This window comes from Ancylobacter sp. SL191 (assembly GCF_026625645.1).
Taxonomy (GTDB): Bacteria; Pseudomonadota; Alphaproteobacteria; order Rhizobiales; family Xanthobacteraceae; genus Ancylobacter.
Map to the genome: position 1 here is coordinate 3,451,982 of NZ_CP113056.1, position 24,409 is coordinate 3,476,390.

A 24,409-nucleotide genomic window follows, 5' to 3' on the forward strand; every position below is an offset into this window, starting at 1 on the left:
CATGACCTTGCCCGTAACTCCTGCCGACGTCGCCGCTGCCCGCTCTGTGCTGGCCGGCGCGGTGCTGCGCACGCCCACGCTGCCGGCGCCGCGCCTTTCGGCGATTACGGGCGCTCATGTCTTCGTGAAATACGAAAATCTCCAGGTCACCGCGAGCTTCAAGGAACGCGGCGCGCTGGTGAAGCTCGCGAGCCTCTCCCCCGCCGAACGCGCCGCCGGCGTCGTCGCCATGTCCGCCGGTAACCACGCACAGGCGGTCGCCTACCACGCCACGCGCCTCGGCATCCGCGCCACCATCGTGATGCCCAAGCACACGCCCATGGTGAAGGTCGCCGCCACCGAGGCGCATGGCGCCCGCGTCGTGCTGCACGGTGAATCCGTCGGCGATGCCAGCGTGGAGGCCGACCGCATCGCCCGCGACGAGCATCTCGTCTGGGTGCATCCCTATGACGATGCTCATGTTATCGCCGGTCAGGGCTCCATCGCCGCTGAGATGATCGAGGACGCGCCGGAGCTCGACGCGCTGCTGGTGCCGGTCGGTGGCGGCGGCATGGTGTCCGGCATGGCGGTCGCCGCCCGCGCCATGCGCCCGAGCCTCGACGTGGTGGGCGTGGAAACGTCGCTCTACCCGTCCATGTGGAACGCGCTGCACCAGCAGAACCGTCCCTGCGAGGGAGCGACGCTGGCCGAAGGTATCGCGGTAAAGCAGGCCGGCACGCTGACGCGGGAAATCGTCTCGGCGCTGGTGTCCGATGTCGTGCTGGTCGACGAGCCGACCATCGAGCGCGCGGTCAACCTGTTCCTGACGCAGCAGAAAACGCTGTCGGAAGGCGCCGGAGCGGCGGGCCTTGCGGCGCTGCTGGCCGATCCCGACCGCTTCCGCGGCCGCAATGTCGGCCTCATCGTCTCCGGCGGTAACATAGACCCGCGCATCGTCGCCTCGGTGATGATGCGCGAGCTGGAGCGCGAGGAGCGCATCGTCTCCTTCCGCTTCTCCATGCTCGACCGCCCCGGCGAACTCGGCCTCATCTCCACCCTGCTCGGCCAGCTCGGCGCCAACATCCTGGAAGTGGAGCACAAGCGCCACTTCCTCGACGTCCACGCCAAGGGCGCCCGCCTCGACGTGACGGTCGAGACGCGCGACCGCGCCCATGCCGACGAGGTGTACCGCCAGCTCATCCTCAACGGCATGGATGTCGTGCGCGTGGACTGGCGCACCGGCGGCTGATCTTGCCGCCGCCACCCGCGCTCCCTACATCACGGGGGCTGGAGGAGACCTGATGTCCCAAGCCCCCTGGGTGAGCGGCCCGGCTACGCCGAGCCCCTGCCCTATGCTTATGATCCCCTAGTGCAGCCTGAATATTTTCGTGGCGTGCTGGGCCGGCGCTTTGTCGCGTTCCTCATCGACGCGGTGATGATCTGCGCGCCTGTTGGCGCGGCGGCGGTGTTCATCTTCCTGTTCGGCTTCGTCACGCTGGGCTTCGGCTGGTTCCTGTTCGCCCTGCTCAGTCCGGGCTTTGTCATCTGGGCGCTCGCCTATAGCGGCTTGACGCTGGGCGGCCCGCACTCGGCGACGCTCGGCATGCGGGCGATGGAAATCGAGATGCGCCAATGGGATGGCACGCCGATGAACAGCCTGCTGGCGGTGCTCAGCGTCGTGTTGTTCTGGGTGTTCATGAGCGTGCTGACACCGCTGGTGCTGATCGTCGGCCTGCTCAACAGCCGCAGCCGGCTGCTGCACGACCTGGTCCTCGGCACGGTCGTCACCAATACTGAGACGCGGGCCGCCGCGCTGCGCCGTCGCTGGGCGTGAGGCGGCCATGAGCTCGGTCTTGAGCGATTGTGACATTGCCGTGCATTGCGGCGTTTGACGCGCCGGCTGGCTCTGGCAATCTGGTGCCTGTCCAGAGCGTGAAGCAGCCGTGACCGAACATCCGCGCGATACACCGCAATTCTATCTGACGGCGCCATCCCCCTGCCCCTATTTGCCGGGGCGCGAGGAGCGGAAGGTATTCACGCACCTCGTCGGCGAGCGCGCGACGCAGCTCAACGACGTGCTGACCCATGGCGGGTTCCGCCGCTCCCAGTCCATCGCCTACCGCCCGGCCTGCGAACAGTGCCGCGCCTGCATCTCCGTTCGGATCTGCGTCGAGGATTTCGAGGAAACCCGCTCCTTCCGCCGCGTCCGGCAAGCCAATGCCGACCTTATCGGCGACATGCGCGCCGCTGTGCCGACCGCCGAGCAATATTCGCTGTTCCGCGCCTATCTCGACAGCCGCCACGGTGATGGCGGGATGGCGGACATGACGGTGCTGGATTACGCGATGATGGTGGAGGACAGCCATGTCCGCACCCGGCTGATCGAGTATCGCCGCCGGGGACCGGACACCGCGATCCACGGCCGCGGCCAGGGCGCGCTCTACGCCGTGGCGCTGACCGACGTGCTCGCGGACGGGCTGTCCATGGTCTATTCCTTCTACGAGCCCGACGAGCCCGCCCGCTCCATCGGCACCTTCATGATCCTCGATCATGTGAGCAAGGCCAAGGCCTTGGGGCTGCCCTACGTCTATCTCGGCTACTGGGTCGATGGCTCCGACAAGATGAACTACAAGCGTCGCTTCCTGCCGCAGGAGCGACTGATGCCGAACGGGTGGGAGCGCATCGAGGCGCCCTGATCCGGCGTCATCGACGCGTAGTCAAACTATGGAATGGCTCCAGTCTGGATTACGTCCATCCGCTGGAGCGCCCGATGAACGACGATACTCTCGATCCGCACGCCTCGCCCTTCCGCACCAGCCTGCTGGAAGAAGCCGAGGGCAATGGCAGCAACCCGACCGCCAACCCGACCATGGGCGAGCTGATCTCGCTGCGTTTCTCGCGTCGCGGCCTGCTCAAGGGTTCGCTCGCCGTCTCCGCCATCGCCAGCACGGTCGGCCCGCTCGCGCTGCTGACCGCCGAGAAGGCGCAGGCGACCGCGTCCACGGCGACCACCGGCGGCTCCGCCTTCACCTTCGTCGAGGTGGAAGCCGGCGTCGACCAGACCCATCACGTGGCCGAAGGGTATAATGCTGACGTCCTGCTGCGCTGGGGCGATGGCCTGTTCCCCGACTCGCCCGCCTTCGACCCGAAGAACCAGAGCGCCGAGGCCCAGCGTCGGCAGTTCGGGTATAATAATGACTTCGTCGGCTACATCCCGCTGAATGGCTCGCCCGAGCACGGCCTGCTGGTGGTGAACCACGAATACACCAACGAACACCTGATGTTCCCCGGCATCGTCACGGTGGCCGACGGCAAGCTGAAGGTCGCCCCGGCCGACCAGAAGCGCGTCGACATCGAGATGGCGGCCCATGGCGGCAGCATCGTCGAGATCCAGAAGGTCAATGGCGCCTGGCAGGTGGTGAAGGACGGCAAGCTCAACCGCCGCATCACCTCCACCACCGAGATGGTGCTCTCCGGCCCCGTCGCCGGCCATGACCGGGTGAAGACCAAGGAAGACCCGACCGGCACCAAGGTGCTCGGCACCCTCAACAACTGCGCCGGCGGTGTCACGCCCTGGGGCACCTATGTGATGGCCGAGGAGAATTTCCACGGCTACTTCCTCGGCAAGCTGCCCGAAGGCCACCCGGAAGCCGCCAATTACAAGCGGTACGGTGTTCCGGAAGGCACCTATGAATGGGGCAATTTCTACGACCGCTTCGATCTCTCCAAGGAGCCGAACAGCGCCAATCGCTATGGCTGGATCGTCGAGGTCGATGTGAACGATCCGACCTCCGTGCCGAAGAAGCGCACCGCCATGGGCCGCTTCAAGCATGAGGGCGCCGAGTCGATCGTCGCCAAGGATGGCCGCGTCGTGTTCTATCTCGGCGACGACGAGCGCTTCGACTATGTCTACAAGTTCGTCACCGCCGGCAAGTTCGACGCGAACAACCGCGCCGCCAACATGGACCTGCTGGATTCGGGCACGCTCTATGTGGCCCGCTTCGAGGCCGACGGCGCGCTGAAGTGGCTGCCGCTCATCCATGGCGAGGGCCCGCTCACCGCCGCCAACGGCTTCAACAGCCAGGCCGACGTGCTGATCGAGACCCGCAAGGCCGGCGATCTGCTCGGCGCCACCAAGATGGACCGTCCCGAGGACATCCAGCCGAACGGCGTGAACGGCAAGGTGTACGTCATGCTGACGAACAACACCCGCCGCAAGGACGACCAGGTCGACGCGGCCAATCCCCGCGCCAAGAACGCCTTTGGCCACATCATCGAGCTGACGGAAGCCGAGGGTGACTTCGCGGCGACGAACGGCAAGTGGGAAGTGCTGCTGAAGTGCGGCGACCCGTCGGTCGCGGCGGTCGGCGCCTCCTTCTCCACCGACACGACCCGCAATGGCTGGTTCGGTATGCCCGACAATTGCGCGGTCGATTCCGCCGGCCGCCTCTGGGTGGCGACGGACGGCAACAACCCGAAGGAAACCGGCCGCACGGACGGGCTCTGGGCGGTGGACGTCGCCGGGGCGGCGCGCGCCACCTCGAAGCTGTTCTTCCGCGTGCCGGTGGGTGCCGAAATGTGCGGCCCGCAGTTCACGCCGGATGACCGCACCGCCTTTGTCGCCGTGCAGCACCCCGGCGATGGCGGGACCGACTGGGCGCCGTTCGGCCGGCCGTCCTATTACGAGGATCTCTCCACCCGCTGGCCGGACTTCAAGGACGACATGCCGGTGCGTCCGGCCGTCGTCGTCATCACCAAGAAGGATGGCGGCACGATCGGCGCCTGAGCGCGCCCTCGTTCCCACATGACAACGCCGCCGCTTCGAGAGGAGCGGCGGCGTTTCCTGTTTGAAAAGGCCCGTTGTTCGGGGGCCGTCGTTTCAGCGTCAGAACTTGTTGTTGCGGGGGAAGCCCTTGGGCGGCAGGCGCCCGGCGCTGGCGCGCTCGCCGCGCCATTCGGTGAGGTCCGCCACCGTCCAGGTGCGGCCGGAGGTGTCGGTCCAGGTCAGCCCGTCGGCGGCCTTGAACACCTTCACGTCGCTCATCGCGCCGTCCTTGTAGCGCTGCAGCCGTACGCCGCGCCCACGCGTCATCTCGGGAATCTGCGCCAGCGGGAAGACCAGCAGCTTGCGGTTCTCGCCGATCACCGCCACTGTGTCACCAACCGCCGGTATGACCTTGCAGGCGTCCTGCGCATCGACACCGAGCACCTGCTTGCCCTTGCGGGTGTTGGCGATGCAATCATCCTCGGCCACGAGGAAGCCGCGCCCTTCCTTCGCCACAACCAGCAGCTTGCGCCCGCCCTGATAGGGCAGCACGTCGACGATATCGGCGTCCTGTTCCAGCTCGATGGAGAGGCGCAGCGGCTCGCCATGGCCGCGCCCGCCGGGCAGCTTGGAGGCGTCCAGCGTGTAGAAGCGGCCATTGGTGGCGAAGACCAGGAGTTTGGCCGTCGTCTCGGTGAAGAAGCTGAGCTTCAGCTTGTCGTCGCCCTTGAAGGTAAGCGCCGCGAGGTCGGCGACGTGGCCCTTCAGCGCGCGTATCCAGCCCTTGTCGGAGACGACGACGGTGATCGGCTCGCGCTCGACCAGCGCCTCGATCACCGCATCCGCGTCATGGGCGGCGGCCTCGCCGAAACCGGTGCGGCGGCGGCCGATGTCGGTATCGGGCCCGAAGGCCTCGCGCACCTTCGCCAGTTGGCCGGCGACCGCCTTCCACTGCCGCCCCTCGGAGCCGAGCAGCTTCTCCAGCCCGTCCTTCTCCTTGGAGAGCGCGTCATGCTCCTTGCGGATCTCGAACTCCTCGAGCTTGCGCAGCGAGCGTAGGCGCATGTTGAGGATCGCCTCGGCCTGCACGTCGCTGAGCGCGAAACGCCGCATCAGCTCGACCTTCGGCTCATCCTCCTCGCGGATGATGCGGATCACCTCGTCGAGGTTGAGATAGGCGATCAGGTAGCCGCCGAGCACCTCCAGCCGGTGCTCGATCTGGGTCAGGCGGAAGCGCGAGCGCCGCTGCAGCACGTCGCGGCGGTGGTCGATCCACTCGCGCAGCGCTTCGAGCAGGCTGACCACCTTCGGCACCTGGCCGCCGACCAGCACGTTCATGTTGAGCGGAAAGCGGATTTCCAGCTCGGTAAGCCGGAACAGGCTCTCCATCAGCAGCTCGGCGTCGACATTGCGCGCGCGCGGCTCGAGGATCAGGCGCACATCCTCGGCCGACTCGTCGCGCACATCGGCAAGCAGCGGGATCTTTTTCTCGTTGAGCAGGTCGGCGATCTTCTCGACCAGGCGGGACTTCGGCACCCCATAGGGGATTTCCGTCACGACGATCAGATAGGTGCCGCGCCCCGTCTCCTCCTTGTGCCAGCGCGCCCGCAGGCGGAAACCGCCGCGGCCGGTGGCATAGGCGTCGGCGATCGACGAGGGCGTCTCGATGATGACGCCGCCGGTCGGGAAGTCCGGCCCCTTCACGAAGCGCAGCAGGTCGTCGGTCGTCGCGTTCGGGTTGTCGATCAAGTGGAGGCTGGCGTCGATCAGCTCGGCCGCGTTGTGCGGGGGAATGGACGTCGCCATGCCGACAGCGATGCCGGTGGAGCCGTTCGCCAGCAGGTTCGGGAAGGCGCCGGGCATGACGACGGGCTCTTCCGTCGTGCCGTCGTAGTTGGGGCGGAAATCGACGGAGTCCTCGTCGATGCCGTCGAGGATCAGGCGGGCGACCTCGGTCAGCCGCGCCTCGGTGTAGCGCTCGGCGGCGGCATTATCGCCGTCGATATTGCCGAAATTGCCCTGCCCGTCGACCAGCGGGTAACGCTGGGAGAAATCCTGCGCGAGGCGGACCATGGCGTCATAGATCGCCATGTTGCCGTGCGGATGGAACGAGCCCATCACGTCACCGACGATCTTCGCGCTCTTGCGGAAGCCGCCGCCGGGATCGAGCCGCAGCAGGCGCATGCCATAGAGGATACGCCGATGCACCGGCTTCAGGCCGTCGCGCGCGTCCGGCAGCGCGCGGTGCATGATGGTGGAGAGCGCATAGGCGAGGTAGCGCTCCTCAAGCGCCGCCTTCAGCCCGATCGGCTCGATCGCACCGCTATCCGTCGGAATCGGTCCTTCTCCCATGGCTCCTAGGTACAGGGTGGAGGCAACGGGAACAAGACAGGAACGCGGATCTCCCCAAGCCTATTGCCCGTCAGGCTGCCCCCTCAGATGCGACGCAATGCCGCAGGCACGCATGACCCGTGACGCGCGGTTGGTTTCGCTTTGTTTCCAGCCATTTCGCTGCTTCGGCAGGTACATAGGTGCAGCCGCAGGATCAGGGGTTTCGATGTCGGTTTCGTCCCTATCAGCAAACGATATTTCAAAATTATCCCCAATTTCTCGCCTTTAACCCTGCCGGGCGGTAAAATGGGCCCATAAGAAAAGTGGGAGGACGCCATGAGACGATACGCCATCGTCATCGCGGCAGCCGCAGCGTGCCTTGCTTTCAGCGCCCCGGCGCGGGCCTTTCCGGCCATCTCGGCGGACATGGGCGATGCGGATGGACTGCAGGTGACCAATGTCGCCTGGCAGAATGTTTGCCGGGAACGGCAGTTCATGCGGCGCGACCGGACGGGACGGTTGGTGACCCTGCAAGCACCGGTATGCCTGCCGGTCTGGGTCAGCCGCCGCTATTTCTCAAACGGCCGCTACTACGCCGATCCGGGCTTTAGCGTCCCGCTCGACTGACCGGCGGGCGGGCGAGGATGGCGAGCAGCGACTCGCGGGCATCCGCCAGCTTGAGCCCGCGCGGATCGAGCACGCGCTGCTGGAGGAAATGGCCGGTGAGGCGGAAGGCCGCCTGAAGAGCGTCCGGCTGGGGCGGCTCGGCGACTTCGGCGACGAGAAAGTACGGCAGGTCGAAGAGCTGCGTCCGCCAGGGTTCGCCGGCATCGCGGCTGACCGCCCGGCCAGATTTGGGCGAGACATAAAGCAGGTCGTTGCGCCCGCCCGTTGCCGCGCAGGAGGCGAGATCGAGCCCGAAGCCGAGTTCCGCCAGCATCATCAGCTCGAAGCGGGCGATCATCATGCCGACCAGGGCCGGGTGCTGGAGATGCTCGGTGAAGGTCGACAGCGCCGCGTGGAGGTCCGGATGCGGGTCGCGCTCGGGCAGCAGGCGCAGCAGCGCCGCCATATGCGCGAAGCCGAAGGCCGCGTGGGCCGCGCCCATCACGCCAGCGGCGCGGGCCTCCGTCACCTCCAGCGTGAACGTGCCGAGATGCTCGTCGAGGCGCGCGCGCCAGATGGCTCGCACGCTGTTGCCCTGCTGGAGGCTGGCCGCCTGCCGCCGCGAGCCGCCGCCGCGCACGACGCCGAGATGGCGCCCGTGGCCGGCGGTCATCAGCTCGACGATGGCATTGGCCTCGCCGTGCCGTCTCACGCCCAGGATGATGCCCTCATCGGTCCATTCCATGGGCTGAGGCCGGCTTTAGTCGGCGCTCGGGAATTCGAGGCCCATTTCGCGGTAGCGCTCCGGGTCGTCGGCCCAGTTCTCGCGCACCTTCACGAACAGGAACAGATGCACGGGCTGCTCGAGGATCCCGGTCAGTTCCTTGCGCGCGCCGGTCGAGATCGCCTTGATAGTCTCGCCGCCCTTGCCGAGCACGATCTTCCGCTGGCTCTCGCGCTCGACAAAGATCGTCTGCTCGATCCGCACCGAGCCGTCCTTGCGCTCCTGCCAGGAGTCGGTCTCGACCGTGGAGCGGTAGGGCAGTTCCTCATGCAGGCGATGGAACAGCTTCTCGCGGGTGATCTCCGCCGCCAGCATCCGCATCGGCGCGTCGGAGATCTGGTCCTCGGGATAGAGCCAGGGACCGAAGGGGAGCGTCTGCGCCAGCCAGTCGCGCAGCTCGGTGAGGCCGTCGCCGGTGAGCGCCGAGACCATGAACAGCCGGTCGAAACTGATCCGCGCGGAAATCGCCGCGGCGAGTTCCAGCAGCGTGTCGCGCTTCACCAGGTCGATCTTGTTGAGCAGGATCGCGCGCGGCCGCTTCACATTGGCCAGCCCGTTGATGATGGCCTCGACCTCCTCGGTCAGGCCGGCGCGGGCGTCGATCAGCAGCACGATGGCGTCGGCATCGCCGGCCCCGCTCCAGGCAGAACGGACCATGGCCTTCTCCAGCCGCCGCTTGGGCGCGAAGATGCCGGGCGTATCGACGAGGATGATCTGCGTCGGGCCTTCCAGCGCGATACCGCGCACCAGCGAGCGCGTGGTCTGCACCTTGTGCGAGACGATGGACACTTTCGAGCCGACCAGGGCATTGGTCAGCGTCGACTTGCCGGCATTGGGCGCGCCGATCAGCGCGACGAAGCCGCAGCGTGTGGGAGCGGGCGTCTGCGAGGCGGCAATGCCGTCATCCGCGGTATCGTTCATGAATCAACCTGTTCGAGAAAGGCCAAGGCAGCGGCCTTCTGCGCAATCTGCTTGGAGGAGCCCGCAGCCTCGACGGCGGTGAAACCGGGAAGCTCCACGGCAATGCGGAATTGGGGATTATGGTCCGGACCGGAGCGATCCACCAGCCGGTAGGTGGGCGGCGGCAGGCCGCGCGCCTGCGCCCATTCCTGGAGCGCGGTCTTGGGGTCGCGGGCCGAACCGCCGGGCATCTGCAGGCGCGGGCGCCAGAAGCGCTCCACCAGATCGACCGCCGCAGGGTAACCGCCATCAAGATAGACCGCCGCCAGCACCGCCTCGGCGATGTCGGCGAGAATGGCGGCGCGCTCGCGCCCGCCCGCCCGGTCCTCGCCGGCGCCGAGCCTGATATGCGGCGCGATATCCATCACGCGGGCGACGGCGGCACAGCTATCCTCGCAAACGAGGTCCGCGAGCCGGCGCGACAGCTCGCCTTCCTCCGCATTGGGGAAGGCGCGGTAGAGCATGTCGGAGACCACGAGCCCCAGCACATGGTCGCCGAGGAATTCGAGCCGCTGATAGGAGCGCACACGGGCGCGCGCTCCCTGCGCGCCGGTGACGGCGCTGATATGGGTCAGGGCGAGAAGCAGATGAGCGCGGTCGTTGAAGCTGTGACCGAGGCTTTCCTCAAGCGGCGCCAGGCTCGCCGTGTCGATTGGGGGCCCCTGGCGGTTACCGCGGCTCATCGCACGAAGGAGAACAGGCGATCCCACCGGACCGTCCACGGCCATTTCCAGAACTGCCATGCGGCATCCCCTTCTTTGACCGAGAAGAAGATCATCTGGGCGCGGCCGATCAGATTGTCATAGGGCACATAGCCGACCTGGCTGAGCACGCGGCTGTCCGTGGAGTTGTCGCGGTTGTCGCCCATCATGAAATAATGGTCCGGCGGCACCTTGTAGACCGGCGTGTTGTCGTAGAAGCCGTTCTCGACGAGATCGAGCGTGTAGTAGCTCACGCCATTGGGCAGGGTCTCGAGCCAGCGCTTCACGCGCTGCACGCGCCCGCCGCCCTCGTCGTCCATCCAGTAGCCCGCATCCTCGCGCTTCACCGGCTGGCCGTTGATGTTCAACACGCCGTCGATCATCTGGATCTCGTCGCCGGGCAGGCCGATCACGCGCTTGATGTAGTCCGTCGTCTCGTCGCGCGGCAGCTTGAACACCACCACATCGCCCCGGTTCGGCGTCGAGCCGAGCAGCCGGCCGCTATAGAGCGGCGGCGAGAAGGGGAAGGAGAAGCGGCTATAGCCGTAGCTGAATTTCGAGACGAAGAGATAGTCGCCGACCAGCAGCGTCTCCTTCATCGACCCCGACGGAATGTTGAAGGGTTGGAACAGGAAGGTGCGGATCAGGATGGCGATCAGGAACGCCTGGAGGATAACCTTGACGGTTTCGCCAAGGCCGCCTTCCTGCTTCTTCGGTTCGGTGGTCGAGGTCATGTCGCTTTCCGCTGCGCGGCGCGGCCTGTGCCGCCCGCCGGGCCGTGGGCTCTATAGCCGCTCGGGCGTGCCGCGGCAACGCGGCGCGGTCACGATCGCACGAGGTGCCGCGCCGTCAGGCGCCCGCCACCTTGGGCACGGCGCTGATAATGACGAAGGCCTGGGCGATCGGGCCGTCATCGGTGATGGTCAGGTCGATCCGGGCCTCGAAGCCCGGTGGCGTCATGGCGTCCAGCCGCGCGCGGGCACCGCCGGTCAGTTCCATGGTGGGGCGCCCCGAGGGCAGGTTCACCACCCCCATGTCGCGCCAGAACACGCCTTGGGCGAGACCGGTGCCGAGCGCCTTGGCGCAGGCTTCCTTGGCGGCGAAGCGCTTGGCGTAGCTCTCCACCCGGCGGGCGCGGCGCTCCGACTTCGCACGCTCCACGGGCGTGAAGACGCGCTCGATGAAGCGCTCGCCATGCCGCTCGAGAACCTCGGCGACGCGCCGCGCGTCGGTGATGTCGGAGCCGATGCCAAGGATCATGCCTGCCTCATCATGCTTGCCTCATCATGCCTGCCTTATGCCGCTGCTGGGTGCGCGACGGCGCGTCCGTGCGCCATGGCCTCGCGCATGCGCCGCACCGCGGCCTCAAGCCCGTCGAAAATCGCCTCGCCAATGAGGAAATGGCCGATATTGAGCTCGCGCACCTCGGTGACGCCGGCAATGGTCTCCGCCGTCCGGTAGTCGAGACCATGCCCGGCATGGATCTCCAGCCCGAAGCGGGTGCCCTGCCCGGCCGCCTCAACGAGCCGACCGAACTCGGTGGCGGCCTCGGTCGCCTTGCCCTCGGTGAGAAGGTCGCACCAGGCGCCGGTGTGCAGCTCGATCACTGCCGCGCCGATATCGGCCGCGCGGGCGATCTGATCCTCATCCGGCGCGACGAAGAGCGAGACGCGGATGCCGGCCTTGGCGAGGCGCTCGACCTTGCGGGCAAGGTCGATGCCGCCGCCGATCACGTCCAGCCCGCCCTCGGTGGTGCGCTCCTCGCGGCGCTCCGGCACCAGGCAGCAGGCATGCGGGCGCAACTCAAGGGCGAGCGCCACCATCTCCTCGGTCGCCGCCATCTCGAAATTGAGAGGCACCAGCAGCGTCTCGCGCAGCCGGCGCATATCGGCATCGCGGATGTGGCGGCGATCCTCGCGCAGATGCGCGGTGATGCCGTCCGCCCCGGCCGCGCAGGCAAGCTGCGCCGCCCGCACCGGATCGGGCAGCGCCCCGCCGCGCGCGTTCCGCACGGTCGCGACATGGTCGATATTCACGCCGAGGCGCAGCGGCGGCACGATGCGGGTCATCGGCTCAACCCTTCACGCCCTGAATGGCGCGGCTTCCCGGCTTCACCGGCGGCAGCGCCGCAAGTTCGGGCGGCAGCGCGTCGGCGGGATAGGCGGGGATGTCCAGCTTGCAGAGCGCCACCAGCTTCACGCCGAGATCGGCCTTGCCGTTGGAGCGGTCGATCAGGCAGGCGGCGCCGACGACGTTCTTGGTGTGGTCGGCGATGGAGGCGAGGCATTCGCGCGAGGACAGACCGGTAGTGACGATGTCCTCGACCATCAGCACCTTGGCATCCTCGGGGATGGCGAAGCCGCGGCGGAGCTGGAACTTGCCGTCCTCGCGCTCGACGAAAACCGCCTTGGCGCCGAGCTGGCGGGCGGTTTCATAGCCTGGAACGATGCCGCCGACGGCGGGGGAGACGACATAGTCGATCTTGCCGAAGGCCGCCTCGGCCTTCTCGGCGAGCGCGCGACACAGCCGCTCGGTGCGCACAGGATCCTGGAAGATGAACATCTTCTGCAGGAACACCGGGCTGCGCAGGCCGGACGACAGGATGAAGTGCCCGTGCAGCAGCGCGCCGGCATCGCGGAATTCGGCCAGAACCTCGTCTTGTGTCATCTCAGCTGCCCGGAAGTCGTTGAACGTCCGGTCGTGATAACCGATCCTCCCCCGGACGTCACCGGTTGCCGCCTGCGCCAACCGCTAGGCAGCCGCGCGTTCGGCGCCGAGTTCCTCGGTCCACACCTCGAACACCGCGAGGCCATGCGGGCCGAAGGTGGAGACGATCGGCACATCCGCCGCGTCCCGCCCGCGCGCCATGACGATGCGGCCGATGCGGGGAATGTTGTGGCGGGCGTCGAAGCTGTACCAGCGCCCGTCGAGATAGGCCTCGAACCACGCGCTGAAATCCATCGGCGCGGGATCGTGCGGCACGCCGATATCGCCGAGATAGCCGGTGCAGTAGCGGGCGGGGATATTCATCGCGCGGCAGAGCGTGATGGCGAGATGCGCGAAGTCGCGGCACACGCCGCGCCCGTCGCGCAGGCCGCCGCTGGCGGTGCGGGTGTTGTCGGCGAAGCCATAGCCGAAGCGGATATGGGTGTGGACGAAGTCGCAAATGGCCTGCACACGCGGCCAGCCTTCCGGGACGCCGGCGAAGCGGCTCCATGCTTCCGGCCCGAGCAAATCGCTCTCGCAGTAGCGGCTGGGCAGCAGGAAGCCCATCGCCTCCTCGGGAAGATCGGCGACCGGCACCTGACGGGCGGTCATCACCACCGGCTCATGCGCGCCGCTGTCCGCGATCACGCCGTGATGCTCGATGACCGTGCGGCCCGGCGGGAGCACCGCCCGGCGGCGCACATTGCCGAACAGATCGAGTGCGCGGGCATGCAGCACGTTCCGGCCGTCCTGCGTGCGCATCACGATGGGCGATTCGACCACGACATCGCCCCTGCGGTCAGGGTGGACATCGATGGCGAAGCTAGAAGGGGTCGGCACGTTGCATTCCAGCGCAAGCCGGTAACCGTAGCGGATCCGCATGGCGGCTCTCCGTCGCTAGTCGTGAGCGGAACTCAGGTCGTCTGAGCGGCGCGGATCGACAGCCGCGCCCGGGCGCAGGCGATGGCGGCGCGTCCGGCCAGCTGCTCGCAGCGCCCATGAAGCGCGGTCTCCCGGTCGCGCAAAGCGCGGCCCCAGAGTTCACGCGCGCCACCGGACAGGATGAGCAGCGCTCCGTTGATGCGTTCGGCCATGCCGCCTCTCCTCGCATTGTCGGCTTTCAGATGCCGGGACAACGCGAGACCCTAGAACGGGTTCCGGTCAGCCGTTCACCCGCTCCACGCTGGAGACGACGGCGCGCGCGCGCAGATCGGCGATGATGCCGTTGAGATGGCGCAGATCATAGACGCCAATATCGATGACGATGCGCGTGAAGTCCGCCGAGCGGGAGGACATGCGGACATTGTCGATATTGCCGTCGCGCTCGCCGATCACCTGCGCGATCTGCGCCAGCGAGCCCGGCTCGTTGGTGGCGACGACGACGATCTGCACCGGGAAGCGCTGCGGGTTGTCGCCTTCCACGTCCCAGCGCACGTCGAGCCAGCGTTCGGGCTCCTCCTCGAAATCCTGCAGCGCCGGCGACTGGATCGGGTAGATGGTGATCCCCTCGCCCGGCGAGAGGATGCCGACGATGCGGTCACCCGGCACCGCGCCGCCATTGGGCGCGAAGCGCACCGGCAGTTCGCGGTTGATGCCGCGGATCGGGATGACGGTCGCCGGATCGGGATCGCCCTCGCTGCCGGGGATCTTGAATTTGAGGCTCTGCCCCTTGTCGAGCTCGAACCAGCCCTCGCCCTGCGGCGCGGCGCGTTCCTCCGGCCGCGGGCCGGTCCATTCCGGGTGCAGCGACTTCACCACGTCGTCGGCGCGGATCTCGCTGCGCCCGACGGCGGCGAACACGTCCTCCAGCGATGTGCGGGCCAGCCGGCCGACGGCGCCGGCGAGCTTTTCCTCGGAGAACACCTTGCCGGCCCGTGCGAAGGCGCGCTCGACGATCTTCTTGCCCAGCCCGGCATATTGCGCGCGCACCGCCGCCCGTGTCGCCCGGCGGATGGCCGCCCGCGCCTTGCCGGTGACGACGATGGATTCCCACGCAGCCGGCGGCGTCTGCCCGGCGGCGGTGATGATCTCCACCTCGTCGCCATTGTGCAGCTCGGAGACCAGCGGCGAGACCCGGCCATTCACCTTGGCGCCCACGGCGCGGTCACCGACGCCGGTATGCACGGCATAGGCGAAGTCGATCGGCGTCGCCCGGCGCGGCAGGGTGATGAGGCGGCCCTTGGGCGTGAAGCAGAACACCTGGTCGTGGAACAGTTCGAGCTTGGTATGCTCGAGGAATTCCTCGGGGCTCGAGCCTTCCGCCAGCAGCTCGATGGTGCGGCGCAGCCAGGCATAGGCGCTGGAATCGCGCGTCATCGGATCGCCGACGCCGCTCGCATCCTTGTAGAGCGCATGCGCCGCGATGCCGTATTCAGCGATCTCGTGCATCTGCCGGGTGCGGATCTGCAGCTCGACGCGCTGGCGGCCGGGGCCGACGACGGTGGTGTGGATCGAGCGGTAGTCGTTCTGCTTCGGCGTCGAGATGTAGTCCTTGAAGCGGCCCGGCACGAGCGGCCACTTGGTGTGGACGATGCCGAGCGCGCCATAGCACTGCTCCAGCGTCTCGACGAGGATGCGGAAGCCGTAAATGTCGGAGAGTTGCTCGAAGGCGACCGCCTTGGTCTCCATCTTGCGCCAGATCGAATAGGGCCGCTTCTCGCGCCCCTTCACATTGGCCACGATGCCCTTCTGCGTCACCGCCTCGGTCAGCTCGCGCTCAATGGCGGCAACCAGCTCGCCATTGCTCTCCTTCAGCGCCTGCAGGCGGCTGCGGATCGACTCATAGGCTTCCGGCGAGAGCTGGCGGAAGGACAGATCCTCCAGTTCCTCGCGCATGTCGTGCATGCCCATGCGGCCGGCGAGCGGGGCGTAGATGTCGAGCGTTTCCTGCGCGACGCGGGAGCGCTTTTCCTCCGGCACCCATTTGAGGGTGCGCATGTTGTGCAGGCGGTCGGCGAGTTTCACCAGCAGGACGCGCACATCGTCGGCGATGGCGAGCAGGAGTTTGCGCAGATTCTCCGCCTGCTTCGCCTGCTTGGAGACGAGGTCCAGCTTCTTGATCTTGGTGAGGCCCTCGACCAGCGCGCCGATCTGCGCGCCAAAAATGCGGTCGATCTCGTCGCGGGTGGTGTCGGTATCCTCGATCGTGTCGTGGAGCAGCGCCGCGACGATGGTCGCGTCGTCCAGCTTCAGGTCGGTGAGGATCGCGGCGACTTCGAGCGGATGCGAGAAATAGGGATCGCCCGAGGCACGCTTCTGCGTCCCGTGAGCGCGCATCGCATAGACGTAGGCCCGATCAAGCAGTGCCTCGTCGGTATTGGGATTGTACCGGCGGACGCGCTCGACGAGCTCGTACTGCCGCATCATGACAGAGGTACTCGCGAGAATGAGGTGGGCGCGGGGCCCTGCGGACTAGATATCGTCGCGCAGCTTGCCCGAAGCAAGCCGCAGCGCGTGCCATGGCGGCTGAAACGTAAACGGCCCGGCACAGGGCCGGGCCGTCCGAAGGTGATAAGCGAGGGTCTCAGCCCTCGTCGTCGTCGCTCGGCTCGGGCGGCACGAGGCCCTGAAGACCGGCCAGCAGCTCTTCCTCGGTCATGCGGTCGAGCATGACGTCGGAATCGTCGCCGCCCATATGCGCGCTCGACGCGATCATCGGCACGGTCTCGGGCTCCGGCTCGTCCACCTCGGTGAACTTCTGGAGCGAGTGGATGAGATCTTCCTTGAGATCCTCCGGCGAAATCGTCTCGTCGGCGATTTCACGCAGCGCCACGACGGGGTTCTTGTCGTTGTCGCGATCAATGGTGATCGGCGAGCCGGACGCGATCATGCGGGCGCGGTGGCCGGCAAGCAGAACGAGTTCGAAGCGATTGTCGACCTTGTCGATGCAATCCTCGACGGTGACGCGAGCCATGCCTCGGCACTCCTGTCGGTGTGTAGGTTAAGTCGGGTGCCTTAAACCAATGCGGCCCCGGCGGCAAGAGCGGGACGGAGAGGACGGGTGGTTTGCGGCGCGGCCAGAACCCGGCCGGGGAGAAAAACACCGGCGGCGACGCTGACCGTCCCGACCTCGCCACAAATCGGATATGTGTAGGCAGCGGGTCGAAACAACCCGCCGCTTCGATCTGATCCGTCACACCCATTTCAAATGACCGGGCATTGCCTCCACATGGTTCAAGCTATGGAAAAGATCGCTCTTTTCATTGACGGCGCCAATCTTTACTCCGCCACCAAGTCTCTCGGTTTCGATATTGACTACAAGCGGTTGCTGAAGGAATTCCAGTCGCGCGGCTATGTGCTGCGGGCCTTCTATTACACCACGCTGGTCGAGGACACCGAGTACTCGTCGATCCGGCCGCTGCTCGACTGGCTGGACTATAATGGCTACTCCGTCGTCACCAAGCCGGCGCGCGAATTCACCGACAGCCAGGGCCGCCGGCGCATCCGCGGCAATATGGACATCGAGCTCGCCGTCGCCGCGATGGAGCTGGCGTCGCATGTCGATCACATCGTGCTGTTCTCCGGCGACGGCGACTTCCGCTCGCTGGTGGAAGCCATCCAGCGCAAGGGCGTGCGCGTCTCCGTGGTCTCGACCATGCACACCCAGCCCTCGATGATCGCCGACGAACTGCGCCGCCAGGCCGATGTGTTCATCGACCTCGTCGACCTTCAGGCGCGCGTCGGTCGCGATCCGGCCGAGCGTTCCGGCCGCATGCAGGAGCCGCCGCGCTTCCTTGAGCGGCGCGCGACGCCGCCCGGCCCGGATGACGACGCCGGCGACAACTGACGCCGCCGCCCATGACTTTGCCTCAACCGTCTCCTGCCGAGCCGTCGCGCGACTGCCCGCTCTGCCCACGCCTCGTCGCCTTTCGCGATCACTGGCGGGCGGCGGAGCCGTCCTGGCACAACGCGCCCGTGCCGTCCTTCGGGCCGGAGGATGGGCGGCTGCTGATCGTCGGCCTCGCGCCAGGCCTGCGCGGGGCGAACCGCACCGGGCGGCCCTTCACCGGCGATTATGCCGGCGAGCTGCTTTATTCGACGCTCATCAAGTACGGCTTCGCCACCGGCGTGTTCGAGGCGCGGCCCGATGATTCGCTGCGCCTCGCCGATGCGCGGCTGACCAATGCGGTGCGCTGCGTGCCACCCGAGAACAAGCCGACCACCGAGGAGATGCGCACCTGCCGCCCCTTCCTCGCCGCCACGCTCGCCCAGCTTCCCCGGCTCGGCGCCATCGTCGCGCTCGGCAAGATCGCTCATGACCAGGTGCTGGCCGCGCATGGGCACCGGCTGTCGCATTTCAAATTCGCCCATGGCGCGGTGCATCGGCTGGGCGACGTGCTGCTGTTCGACAGCTATCACTGCTCCCGCTACAACACGAATACCGGCGTGCTCACCACGCCGATGTTCCACGCCGTGTTTGCCCGCGTGCGGGCGCATGTCGACACGCTCGGCTGAGCCTCACGGCGCGACGGGCGCCCACAGCACCTCCTCGATGCGCCGCGCCCCGCTCGCCAGCATGGCCAGCCGGTCGAAGCCGAGCGCGATGCCGGCGGCTTCCGGCATATGGGCCAGCGCCGCCAGGAACTCCTCGTCGATCGGGTAGCGCTCGCCATAAAGCCGCTGCTTCTCGTCCATCCAGCCCTCGAAGCGGCGGCGCTGCTCGGCGGCGTCGGTCAGTTCGCCAAAGGCGTTGGCGAGTTCGACCGCACAGACATAAAGCTCGAAGCGCTCGGCGACGCGGGGATCGCCGGGTTTGGGGCGGGCAAGCGCCGCCTCCGAGATCGGGTACTCGCACAGAATCGTCGGTCGGCCGACACCCAGCACCGGCTCGACCTTCTCCACCATGATGCGGGTGAACACATCCGCCCAGCCATCATCCTGCGCCACGCGGATGCCGGCCGCGCGGGCCGCGTGCCAGAGGCCGTCGCGGTCGGTGTCGGTGGCGCTCACCGTCGCCATCAGGTCGATCCCGGCATGGCGGGTGAAGGCCTCCGCCACGGTGACCCGCTCCGGCGCCACGGTGAGGTCGCAGCTCACCCCGCCGAACCGCACCATGGGCGCGCCCGCCACCTCGGCGGTCAGCGCCAGCAGCGCGGCGCAATCGGCCATCAGCGCCTCATAGCTCTCCCCGGCCCGGTACCATTCCAGCATGGTGAATTCCGGGTGATGCAGCGCGGTGCGCTCGCCATTGCGAAACACGCGGGCGAAGGTGAACAGCCGGGGCTCGCCCGCCGCCAACAGCTTCTTGGCGGTGAATTCGGGCGAGGTGTGCAGGTAGCGCGGCGCGCGCGTGCCATCGGGTCGCTCCAGCTCGGTGGCAAAAGCCTTGAGATGGATCTCGTTGCCCGGCGAGACCTGCAAGATCGGCGTCTCGACCTCGACGAAATCCCGCGCCGCGAAGAAGCCCCGCAGCGCCGCCTGCAGCCGCTGGCGCGCCAGCAGGAAGGGTCGCCGGTCGGCATACACATCCGGGGACCACCAGAGCGAGGCGTCGACCGAAGGAAGGGCAGGCATGGAATCGCTCCGCAGAGGTTGCGCCGGCGGGGTTGGCGGATGACGGGCGCGCTTGTATAGGAGGCGCCAAATGGAATCCCCCGGTGCCTCCGCGCGATGCGGCGCACCCAACAGCCAGAGAACCTCCATGGTCAAGGTCATCGCCAGCACGCTGCGCAAGGGCGCCGTTCTCGACATCGACGGCAAGCTCTATGTCGTGCTGACCGCCGAGAACATTCATCCCGGCAAGGGCACGCCGGTGACGCAGATCGACATGCGCCGCATCTCCGATGGCGTGAAGATCTCCGAGCGCTACCGCACCACCGAGCAGGTCGAGCGCGCCCATGTCGAGGATCGCCCCTACACCTTCCTGTATTCGGACGGTGAGGGCTACCACTTCATGAACCCCGAGAATTACGATCAGGTCGCGGTCTCCAAGGACGTGATCGGCGATCAGGCCGCCTATCTGCAGGAGAGCATGCAGGTCATGCTGTCGGTGCATGAAGGCAACGCCATCGCCATCGAGCTGCCCCAGCGCGTGGTGCTTGAGGTGACCGAGACCGAGCCGGCCATGAAGGGCCAGACCGCCTCCTCCTCCTACAAGCCCGCCATCCTGTCGAACGGCGTGCGCTCGGCCGTCCCCCCGCATATCGGCGTCGGCACCCGCATCGTCGTGATGACGGCGGACGGCTCTTATGTCGAGCGCGCCAAGGACTGACCGGTCCTGACAGGGCGAATCAAAAAGCCCGGCCAAGTGCCGGGCTTTTCTTTGTTTTCGACTCTGGCGGGCGAACCTCAGCCCCGGCTGCGCATCAGCCGCTGCTTGTCGCGCGCCCAGTCCTTTTCCTTCAGCGCCTCGCGCTTGTCATGCGCCTTGCGCCCGCGTGCCACGGCGATCTCGATCTTGGCGCGGCCCTGCTCGTTGAAATAGATCTTCAGCGGCACCACGGTCATGCCCTCGCGCTCGACCGCCTGCCAGAGGCGGGCGATCTGGCGCTTCTGCAGCAGCAGTTTGCGGGGCCGGCGCGGCTCGTGATTGAAGCGGTTGGCCTGCAGATATTCCGGGATGAAGGAATTGTAGAGGATGGCCTCGCCCGTCTTGGCCGAGACATAGCTCTCGGCCACGGTCGCCTTGCCTTCGCGCAGGCTCTTCACCTCGGTGCCGCTGAGCGCGATACCGGCCTCGAACACCTCGCCGATCTCGTAATCGAAGCGGGCGCGGCGGTTGTCCGCGACCACTTTGCGCGGCAGCTCTTTCTTTTTCTCGGCCATCACTCTCGCTCCGACACCGGAGCGTATGCCCCGTGTCCCGTCAGTTGATCAGCCCGGCGTGCCGCATGGCCGAACGGACGATCTCCTTGGTGCCCTCGCTCACCGGCACCATCGGCAGGCGTGCCTCGTCGGCGATCTTCCCGAGGACGCTCAGCGCATATTTGGTGGGGCTCGGGTTGGTTTCAACGAACAGCGCCTGAAACAGCGGGAACAGGCGGTCCTGCAACTCCAGCGCCTTGGCGTAATCGCCGGCGAGGCACGCGTTCAGCAGCTCCGAGCAGAGCTTGGGCGCCACATTCGAGGCGACCGAGATGCAGCCATGGCCACCATGCGCCATGAAGGAGAGCGCGGTCGCGTCCTCGCCCGAGAGCTGGTTGAACCCTGTCCCCATCGCCTGGCGCTGCTGGCTCACCCGCACGAGATTGGCGGTCGCATCCTTCACGCCGACAATGTTCTTCAGCTCGAACAGCCGGGCCATGGTCTCGACCGACATGTCGATCACCGAGCGGCCGGGGATGTTGTAGATGTAGATCGGAATGCCGATGGCGTCGTTGATCGCCTTGTAGTGCTGGTACAGGCCTTCCTGGCCGGGCTTGTTATAATAGGGCGTCACCACAAGCACGGCGTCCGCCCCCGCCTTCTCGGCGTGGCGCGCGAGGTCGATGGCCTCGATCGTGTTGTTGGAGCCCGCCCCCGCCATCACCGGCACGCGGCCGGCGGACTGCGCGACGGTCCATTCGACGACCTTCTTGTGCTCGTCATGCGACACGGTCGGGCTCTCGCCGGTCGTGCCGACGGGCACGAGGCCGTGAATGCCTTCTTCGATCTGCCAGTCGACGAGGCCGCGGAACGCTTTCTCATCCAGCGCACCATCGCGGAACGGCGTCACCAACGCCGTGAAGGATCCACGAAAGGGCAGCGAATGGGCCATGGCGCGCTCCTGAATTCTTCTCATATTGTCGCAGGCCAACCCACATGGCGCTGCAAAGGGGGCATGGAATATCGCGTCGGCGTGGCGGAAGGAAGGGCCTTGTTGCGGCAATACTTGGCAAAGATCGGGCGCGGCGCCACGCTGCCCCCGTTTCGCCGGGTTGCGTGCCTACAACCGCCGAGAGCGCGGGGCACGCCCTCATGCGGGCGGTTGTGGTTAGCAATTCGTCAATAAGATCGCGCGACAAAGGAAGCGAGGCGGCCCGGGCCGGGCCAGCCACGCGGTGCGGGCCATGCCCCGCTTGTCGGGAGTTCGTCGGCCATGAGCGATACGAAGCGGCAGGAATCGAACAGCACGCGCAAGCCGGGCCTCCGGCGAGCGACGGGCCGTCGCGCGCTGATCCTCCCCGTTATCGCGGCCATGCTGCTGGCCTCCGCCATGCCCGCCACCCTCGCCAACGCCGCCAGTTCCACGCCGACGCCGCCCGCCCCGCCGGCCAAGCCGGGCGCGAAGACCAGCGGCAAGCCCGCCGCGAAACCCGCCCCGAAGGCAGCGGCGAAACCCGCCGCCAAACCTGCGGCCAAGAGCGCGGCCAAGCCTGCTACGAAATCCACGGCGAAGACGGCGGCCAAGCCCGCGACGAAACCCGCTGCGAAGCCCGTGGCCGCCGCCGCCGCGATTCCCGCCCTTGCGACCCCGGCGGTCGCCACGCCCGTACTTTCCGGTGCGCCGGCAGACCTCCAGCGCGCCATTGCCCTGATCGAGCAGGGGCAGAGCGCGCCCGCGCTCGCCATGGCCGATTCGATGCGCGATCCGGGCGCGCAGGCGCTGGTGCGCTGGCTCGCCTTGCGCGTCACCGCCCGCGATGTCGGCTTTGACCGCGCTGTCTCGATCCTGCGCGCCCACCCGACGCTGCCGACCCCCATCGTGCTGCGCCGGCGGCTCGAATATCTGCTCTATGTCGAGAACAAGGATGCGCAGACCATCCTCGCCTTCTTCGGCGAGCAGCGCCCCTATTCCGGCGAGGGCAAGATCGCGCTCGCCCGTGCCCTGTTCGCCGCCGGCGACCAGAAGGCGGGCGCCGCCTGGCTGCGTGATGCCTGGCGCGAGGACATGCTGTCCTCCGACGTCGAATCGACGGTGATGGCCGAGTTCGGCGGCGTGCTGACGCGCGCCGACCACAAATACCGCGCCGACAAGATGCTCTATGCCGAGGATGCCGAGCGCGGCCTGCGCGCCGCCCAGCGCGCCGGCGACGATGTCGTCGCCCTCGCCAAGGCCCGCATCGCGCTGTTCTCCAAGAATGGCGACCCGCAGAAGCTGCTCGGCGCCGTGCCGGGCTCGCTGCGTTCGGACCCGGCCTATCTCTACACCCTCGCCAAGATCCAGCGGCGCGGCGGCGACGACCAGGCGGCGGCCCGTACCCTGTCGGCGGTGTCGAAGGATCCGGCCGTGCTGGTCGATCCCGATGAGTGGTGGACGGAGCGCCGTCTGGTGGCGCGCGAACTACTCGACCAGGGCGACCCCCGCACGGCCTACAAGGTGGCCAGCGGCGCGGGTCTTCCGGAAGACGACCACAAGCGCGCGGAAGCTCAATTCACCGCCGGCTGGATCGCGCTGCGCTTCCTCAAGGATCCGAAGACCGCCCTGACCCATTTCAGCCGCGTGGCGGAAAATCAGGTTCACCCCGCGACCATCGCGCGCGGCTTCTACTGGCAGGGCCGCGCCTGGGAGGCGCTGGGCTCGACCGCCAGCGCCCGCCAGCATTACGAGGCCGCGGCCGAATACGGCACCGCCTATTACGGCCAGCTAGCCAGCGCCAAGCTCGGTCGCCCCACTGTGAAGGTCCATGCCGCGCCGGCGGCGAACGCCGCCCAGCGCGCCGCCTTCGCCCGCGACGAAGGGGTGATGATCTACAAGCTCCTGCAGAAGACCGACCGGTCGAGCCTGCAGCTCGCCCTCGCCTATGACCTCGCCGAGCGCCTGCCGGATGCCGCCCAGCTCGGGCTGCTGGCGGAAGTGGCGCGCGCCGATGGCGACGCCCGGACCATGACCACGGTCGGCAAGATCGCGCTCAATCGCGGCTTCAAGCTGGAAGCCGAGGCGTACCCGACCATCGGCATCCCCAGCTACAAGCCGATCACCACGGATGTGGACCGCGCGCTGGTTTACGCCATCGCCCGGCAGGAGAGCATGTTCAACCCCTCGGCCGTGTCGAGCGCCGGGGCGACCGGGCTCATGCAGGTCATGCCGGCGACGGGGCGCACCATCGCCAACCGCACCGGCGTCGCCTTCGCGCCGGCGCAGCTGCGGGTGCCCTCGGTCAACGTCCAGTTCGGTGCCGCTGAGCTGCGCGCGCTGCTCGACAATTATCAGGACAATTATGTCCTCACCTTCGCCGGCTACAATGCCGGGCGGGGCAATGTCTCCAAATGGATCGCCGCCTATGGCGACCCGCGCGACCCCTCGGTCGATCCCATCGACTGGGTGGAGCGCATCCCGTTCTCCGAGACGCGCAACTATGTGCAGCGGGTGATGGAGAACGCGCAGATCTACAAGGCCCGCTTCGGCTCGCGCGACACGCTGCAGATCGAGGCGGACCTGCGCGGCTCGCGGCTCTGATCTTTGGCCTCAGATCCCGGCCTTGCGGCGCGCGAGGGTGCGCCGCAGCCAGCAGCCGGCGATGCAGCCCAGCCCATAGGTGACCAGCAGCAGCCCCGTCACCTCGATCGCGAACTCGCTCATCACGTTACCTCGTTCTCGGAGGTGGCAACGGGCGCGGTTCTGCGCGGGTGGCAGCCGGAGAGCCAGCCGGTCGCCGCGCCGATGGCGAAGGCGCCGGCGACATAGGGCCAGAGCTCAAGCGTCAGATACCACATGAC

25 protein-coding genes are annotated in these 24,409 nt (G+C 67.4%); 9 read left to right on the forward strand and 16 right to left on the reverse strand.

Going from position 1 to position 24,409, the window contains the following annotated elements; all coding sequences use genetic code 11:
* Position 1 precedes the first annotated feature (1 nt).
* The 4 genes from OU996_RS15840 to OU996_RS15855 all read left to right on the forward strand — a co-directional run bounded on the left by OU996_RS15840 (position 2) and on the right by OU996_RS15855 (position 4,765).
* Entirely contained in the window at positions 2-1,228 is a 1,227-nt protein-coding gene (locus tag OU996_RS15840) for a threonine ammonia-lyase (RefSeq protein ID WP_267582575.1), read from the forward strand.
* Between the two features lie 120 nt (positions 1,229-1,348).
* A complete protein-coding gene (locus tag OU996_RS15845; RefSeq protein ID WP_267582576.1) occupies positions 1,349-1,813 on the forward strand; it encodes an RDD family protein in 465 nt (154 codons plus the stop codon).
* A gap of 109 nt (positions 1,814-1,922) precedes the next feature.
* On the forward strand, positions 1,923-2,675 hold the full coding sequence (locus OU996_RS15850; protein WP_267582577.1) for an arginyltransferase: 753 nt from the start codon (positions 1,923-1,925) through the stop codon (positions 2,673-2,675).
* Positions 2,676-2,749: 74 nt separating this feature from the next.
* A complete protein-coding gene (locus OU996_RS15855) occupies positions 2,750-4,765 on the forward strand; it encodes a PhoX family protein (protein WP_267582578.1) in 2,016 nt (671 codons plus the stop codon).
* A 99-nt stretch (positions 4,766-4,864) separates the two neighbouring features.
* Here OU996_RS15855 and parC read toward each other — a convergent pair whose 3' ends face one another.
* The gene (gene parC / locus OU996_RS15860) at positions 4,865-7,096 is read right to left on the reverse strand and encodes a DNA topoisomerase IV subunit A (protein WP_267582579.1); all 2,232 of its coding nucleotides are present in this window, start codon (positions 7,094-7,096) and stop codon (positions 4,865-4,867) included.
* Between the two features lie 315 nt (positions 7,097-7,411).
* Between parC and OU996_RS15865 the strand changes: the two genes are divergently transcribed.
* Positions 7,412-7,702, forward strand: coding sequence for a hypothetical protein (locus OU996_RS15865; RefSeq protein ID WP_267582580.1), 291 nt, complete (start codon positions 7,412-7,414; stop codon positions 7,700-7,702).
* On the opposite strand, the gene recO is transcribed toward OU996_RS15865, so the two are convergent.
* The 11 genes from recO to rpoZ form a co-directional block, all read right to left on the reverse strand.
* Positions 7,683-8,426, reverse strand: a complete 744-nt coding sequence (gene recO / locus OU996_RS15870; protein ID WP_267582581.1) for a DNA repair protein RecO — start codon at positions 8,424-8,426, stop codon at positions 7,683-7,685. The genes OU996_RS15865 and recO overlap by 20 nt on opposite strands.
* 15 nt (positions 8,427-8,441) lie before the next feature.
* Positions 8,442-9,386, reverse strand: coding sequence for a GTPase Era (gene era, locus OU996_RS15875; protein WP_267582582.1), 945 nt, complete (start codon positions 9,384-9,386; stop codon positions 8,442-8,444).
* On the reverse strand, positions 9,383-10,108 hold the full coding sequence (rnc, locus tag OU996_RS15880; RefSeq protein WP_267582583.1) for a ribonuclease III: 726 nt from the start codon (positions 10,106-10,108) through the stop codon (positions 9,383-9,385). The genes era and rnc overlap by 4 nt, the downstream gene beginning before the upstream one ends.
* Entirely contained in the window at positions 10,105-10,860 is a 756-nt protein-coding gene (lepB, locus tag OU996_RS15885) for a signal peptidase I (RefSeq protein ID WP_267582584.1), read from the reverse strand. The genes rnc and lepB overlap by 4 nt, the downstream gene beginning before the upstream one ends.
* A gap of 115 nt (positions 10,861-10,975) precedes the next feature.
* Entirely contained in the window at positions 10,976-11,386 is a 411-nt protein-coding gene (gene acpS / locus OU996_RS15890; RefSeq protein ID WP_267582585.1) for a holo-ACP synthase, read from the reverse strand.
* 35 nt (positions 11,387-11,421) lie between these two features.
* A complete protein-coding gene (locus OU996_RS15895) occupies positions 11,422-12,195 on the reverse strand; it encodes a pyridoxine 5'-phosphate synthase (protein ID WP_267582586.1) in 774 nt (257 codons plus the stop codon).
* A 4-nt stretch (positions 12,196-12,199) separates the two neighbouring features.
* Complete coding sequence (gene pyrE, locus OU996_RS15900) at positions 12,200-12,793, reverse strand: orotate phosphoribosyltransferase (RefSeq protein ID WP_267582587.1); 594 nt, start codon at positions 12,791-12,793, stop codon at positions 12,200-12,202.
* Positions 12,794-12,877: 84 nt separating this feature from the next.
* Entirely contained in the window at positions 12,878-13,714 is an 837-nt protein-coding gene (locus tag OU996_RS15905; protein WP_267582588.1) for a transglutaminase-like domain-containing protein, read from the reverse strand.
* A gap of 32 nt (positions 13,715-13,746) precedes the next feature.
* Positions 13,747-13,926 carry a CsbD family protein gene (locus OU996_RS15910; RefSeq protein ID WP_267582589.1) on the reverse strand — a complete coding sequence of 60 codons (180 nt, stop codon included), beginning with the start codon at positions 13,924-13,926 and terminating at the stop codon, positions 13,747-13,749.
* Between the two features lie 67 nt (positions 13,927-13,993).
* Entirely contained in the window at positions 13,994-16,198 is a 2,205-nt protein-coding gene (locus OU996_RS15915) for a RelA/SpoT family protein (RefSeq protein WP_267582590.1), read from the reverse strand.
* A 157-nt stretch (positions 16,199-16,355) separates the two neighbouring features.
* Positions 16,356-16,745 (reverse strand): DNA-directed RNA polymerase subunit omega, encoded by a 390-nt coding sequence (gene rpoZ, locus OU996_RS15920; protein ID WP_267582591.1) that lies wholly within the window; start codon positions 16,743-16,745, stop codon positions 16,356-16,358.
* 255 nt (positions 16,746-17,000) lie between these two features.
* Between rpoZ and OU996_RS15925 the strand changes: the two genes are divergently transcribed.
* Both OU996_RS15925 and OU996_RS15930 read left to right on the forward strand, forming a co-directional pair.
* The gene (locus OU996_RS15925) at positions 17,001-17,618 is read left to right on the forward strand and encodes an NYN domain-containing protein (RefSeq protein WP_420712640.1); all 618 of its coding nucleotides are present in this window, start codon (positions 17,001-17,003) and stop codon (positions 17,616-17,618) included.
* 11 nt (positions 17,619-17,629) lie between these two features.
* Entirely contained in the window at positions 17,630-18,286 is a 657-nt protein-coding gene (locus OU996_RS15930) for a uracil-DNA glycosylase (RefSeq protein WP_267582593.1), read from the forward strand.
* Between the two features lie 3 nt (positions 18,287-18,289).
* Here OU996_RS15930 and epmA read toward each other — a convergent pair whose 3' ends face one another.
* The gene (epmA, locus tag OU996_RS15935) at positions 18,290-19,345 is read right to left on the reverse strand and encodes an EF-P lysine aminoacylase EpmA (protein WP_267582594.1); all 1,056 of its coding nucleotides are present in this window, start codon (positions 19,343-19,345) and stop codon (positions 18,290-18,292) included.
* 127 nt (positions 19,346-19,472) lie between these two features.
* Between epmA and efp the strand changes: the two genes are divergently transcribed.
* Entirely contained in the window at positions 19,473-20,042 is a 570-nt protein-coding gene (efp, locus tag OU996_RS15940; protein ID WP_267582595.1) for an elongation factor P, read from the forward strand.
* Positions 20,043-20,119: 77 nt separating this feature from the next.
* Here the strand turns inward: efp and smpB are convergent, their stop codons facing one another.
* Both smpB and dapA read right to left on the reverse strand, forming a co-directional pair.
* Positions 20,120-20,596 carry an SsrA-binding protein SmpB gene (gene smpB, locus OU996_RS15945; protein WP_267582596.1) on the reverse strand — a complete coding sequence of 159 codons (477 nt, stop codon included), beginning with the start codon at positions 20,594-20,596 and terminating at the stop codon, positions 20,120-20,122.
* Positions 20,597-20,636: 40 nt separating this feature from the next.
* A complete protein-coding gene (dapA, locus tag OU996_RS15950; protein WP_267582597.1) occupies positions 20,637-21,527 on the reverse strand; it encodes a 4-hydroxy-tetrahydrodipicolinate synthase in 891 nt (296 codons plus the stop codon).
* A gap of 321 nt (positions 21,528-21,848) precedes the next feature.
* On the opposite strand from dapA, the gene OU996_RS15955 reads away from it, so the two are divergent.
* Complete coding sequence (locus OU996_RS15955; protein WP_267582598.1) at positions 21,849-24,149, forward strand: lytic transglycosylase domain-containing protein; 2,301 nt, start codon at positions 21,849-21,851, stop codon at positions 24,147-24,149.
* A 122-nt stretch (positions 24,150-24,271) separates the two neighbouring features.
* Here OU996_RS15955 and OU996_RS15960 read toward each other — a convergent pair whose 3' ends face one another.
* A complete protein-coding gene (locus tag OU996_RS15960) occupies positions 24,272-24,406 on the reverse strand; it encodes a hypothetical protein (RefSeq protein WP_267582599.1) in 135 nt (44 codons plus the stop codon).
* Between the last annotated feature and the right edge of the window lie 3 nt (positions 24,407-24,409).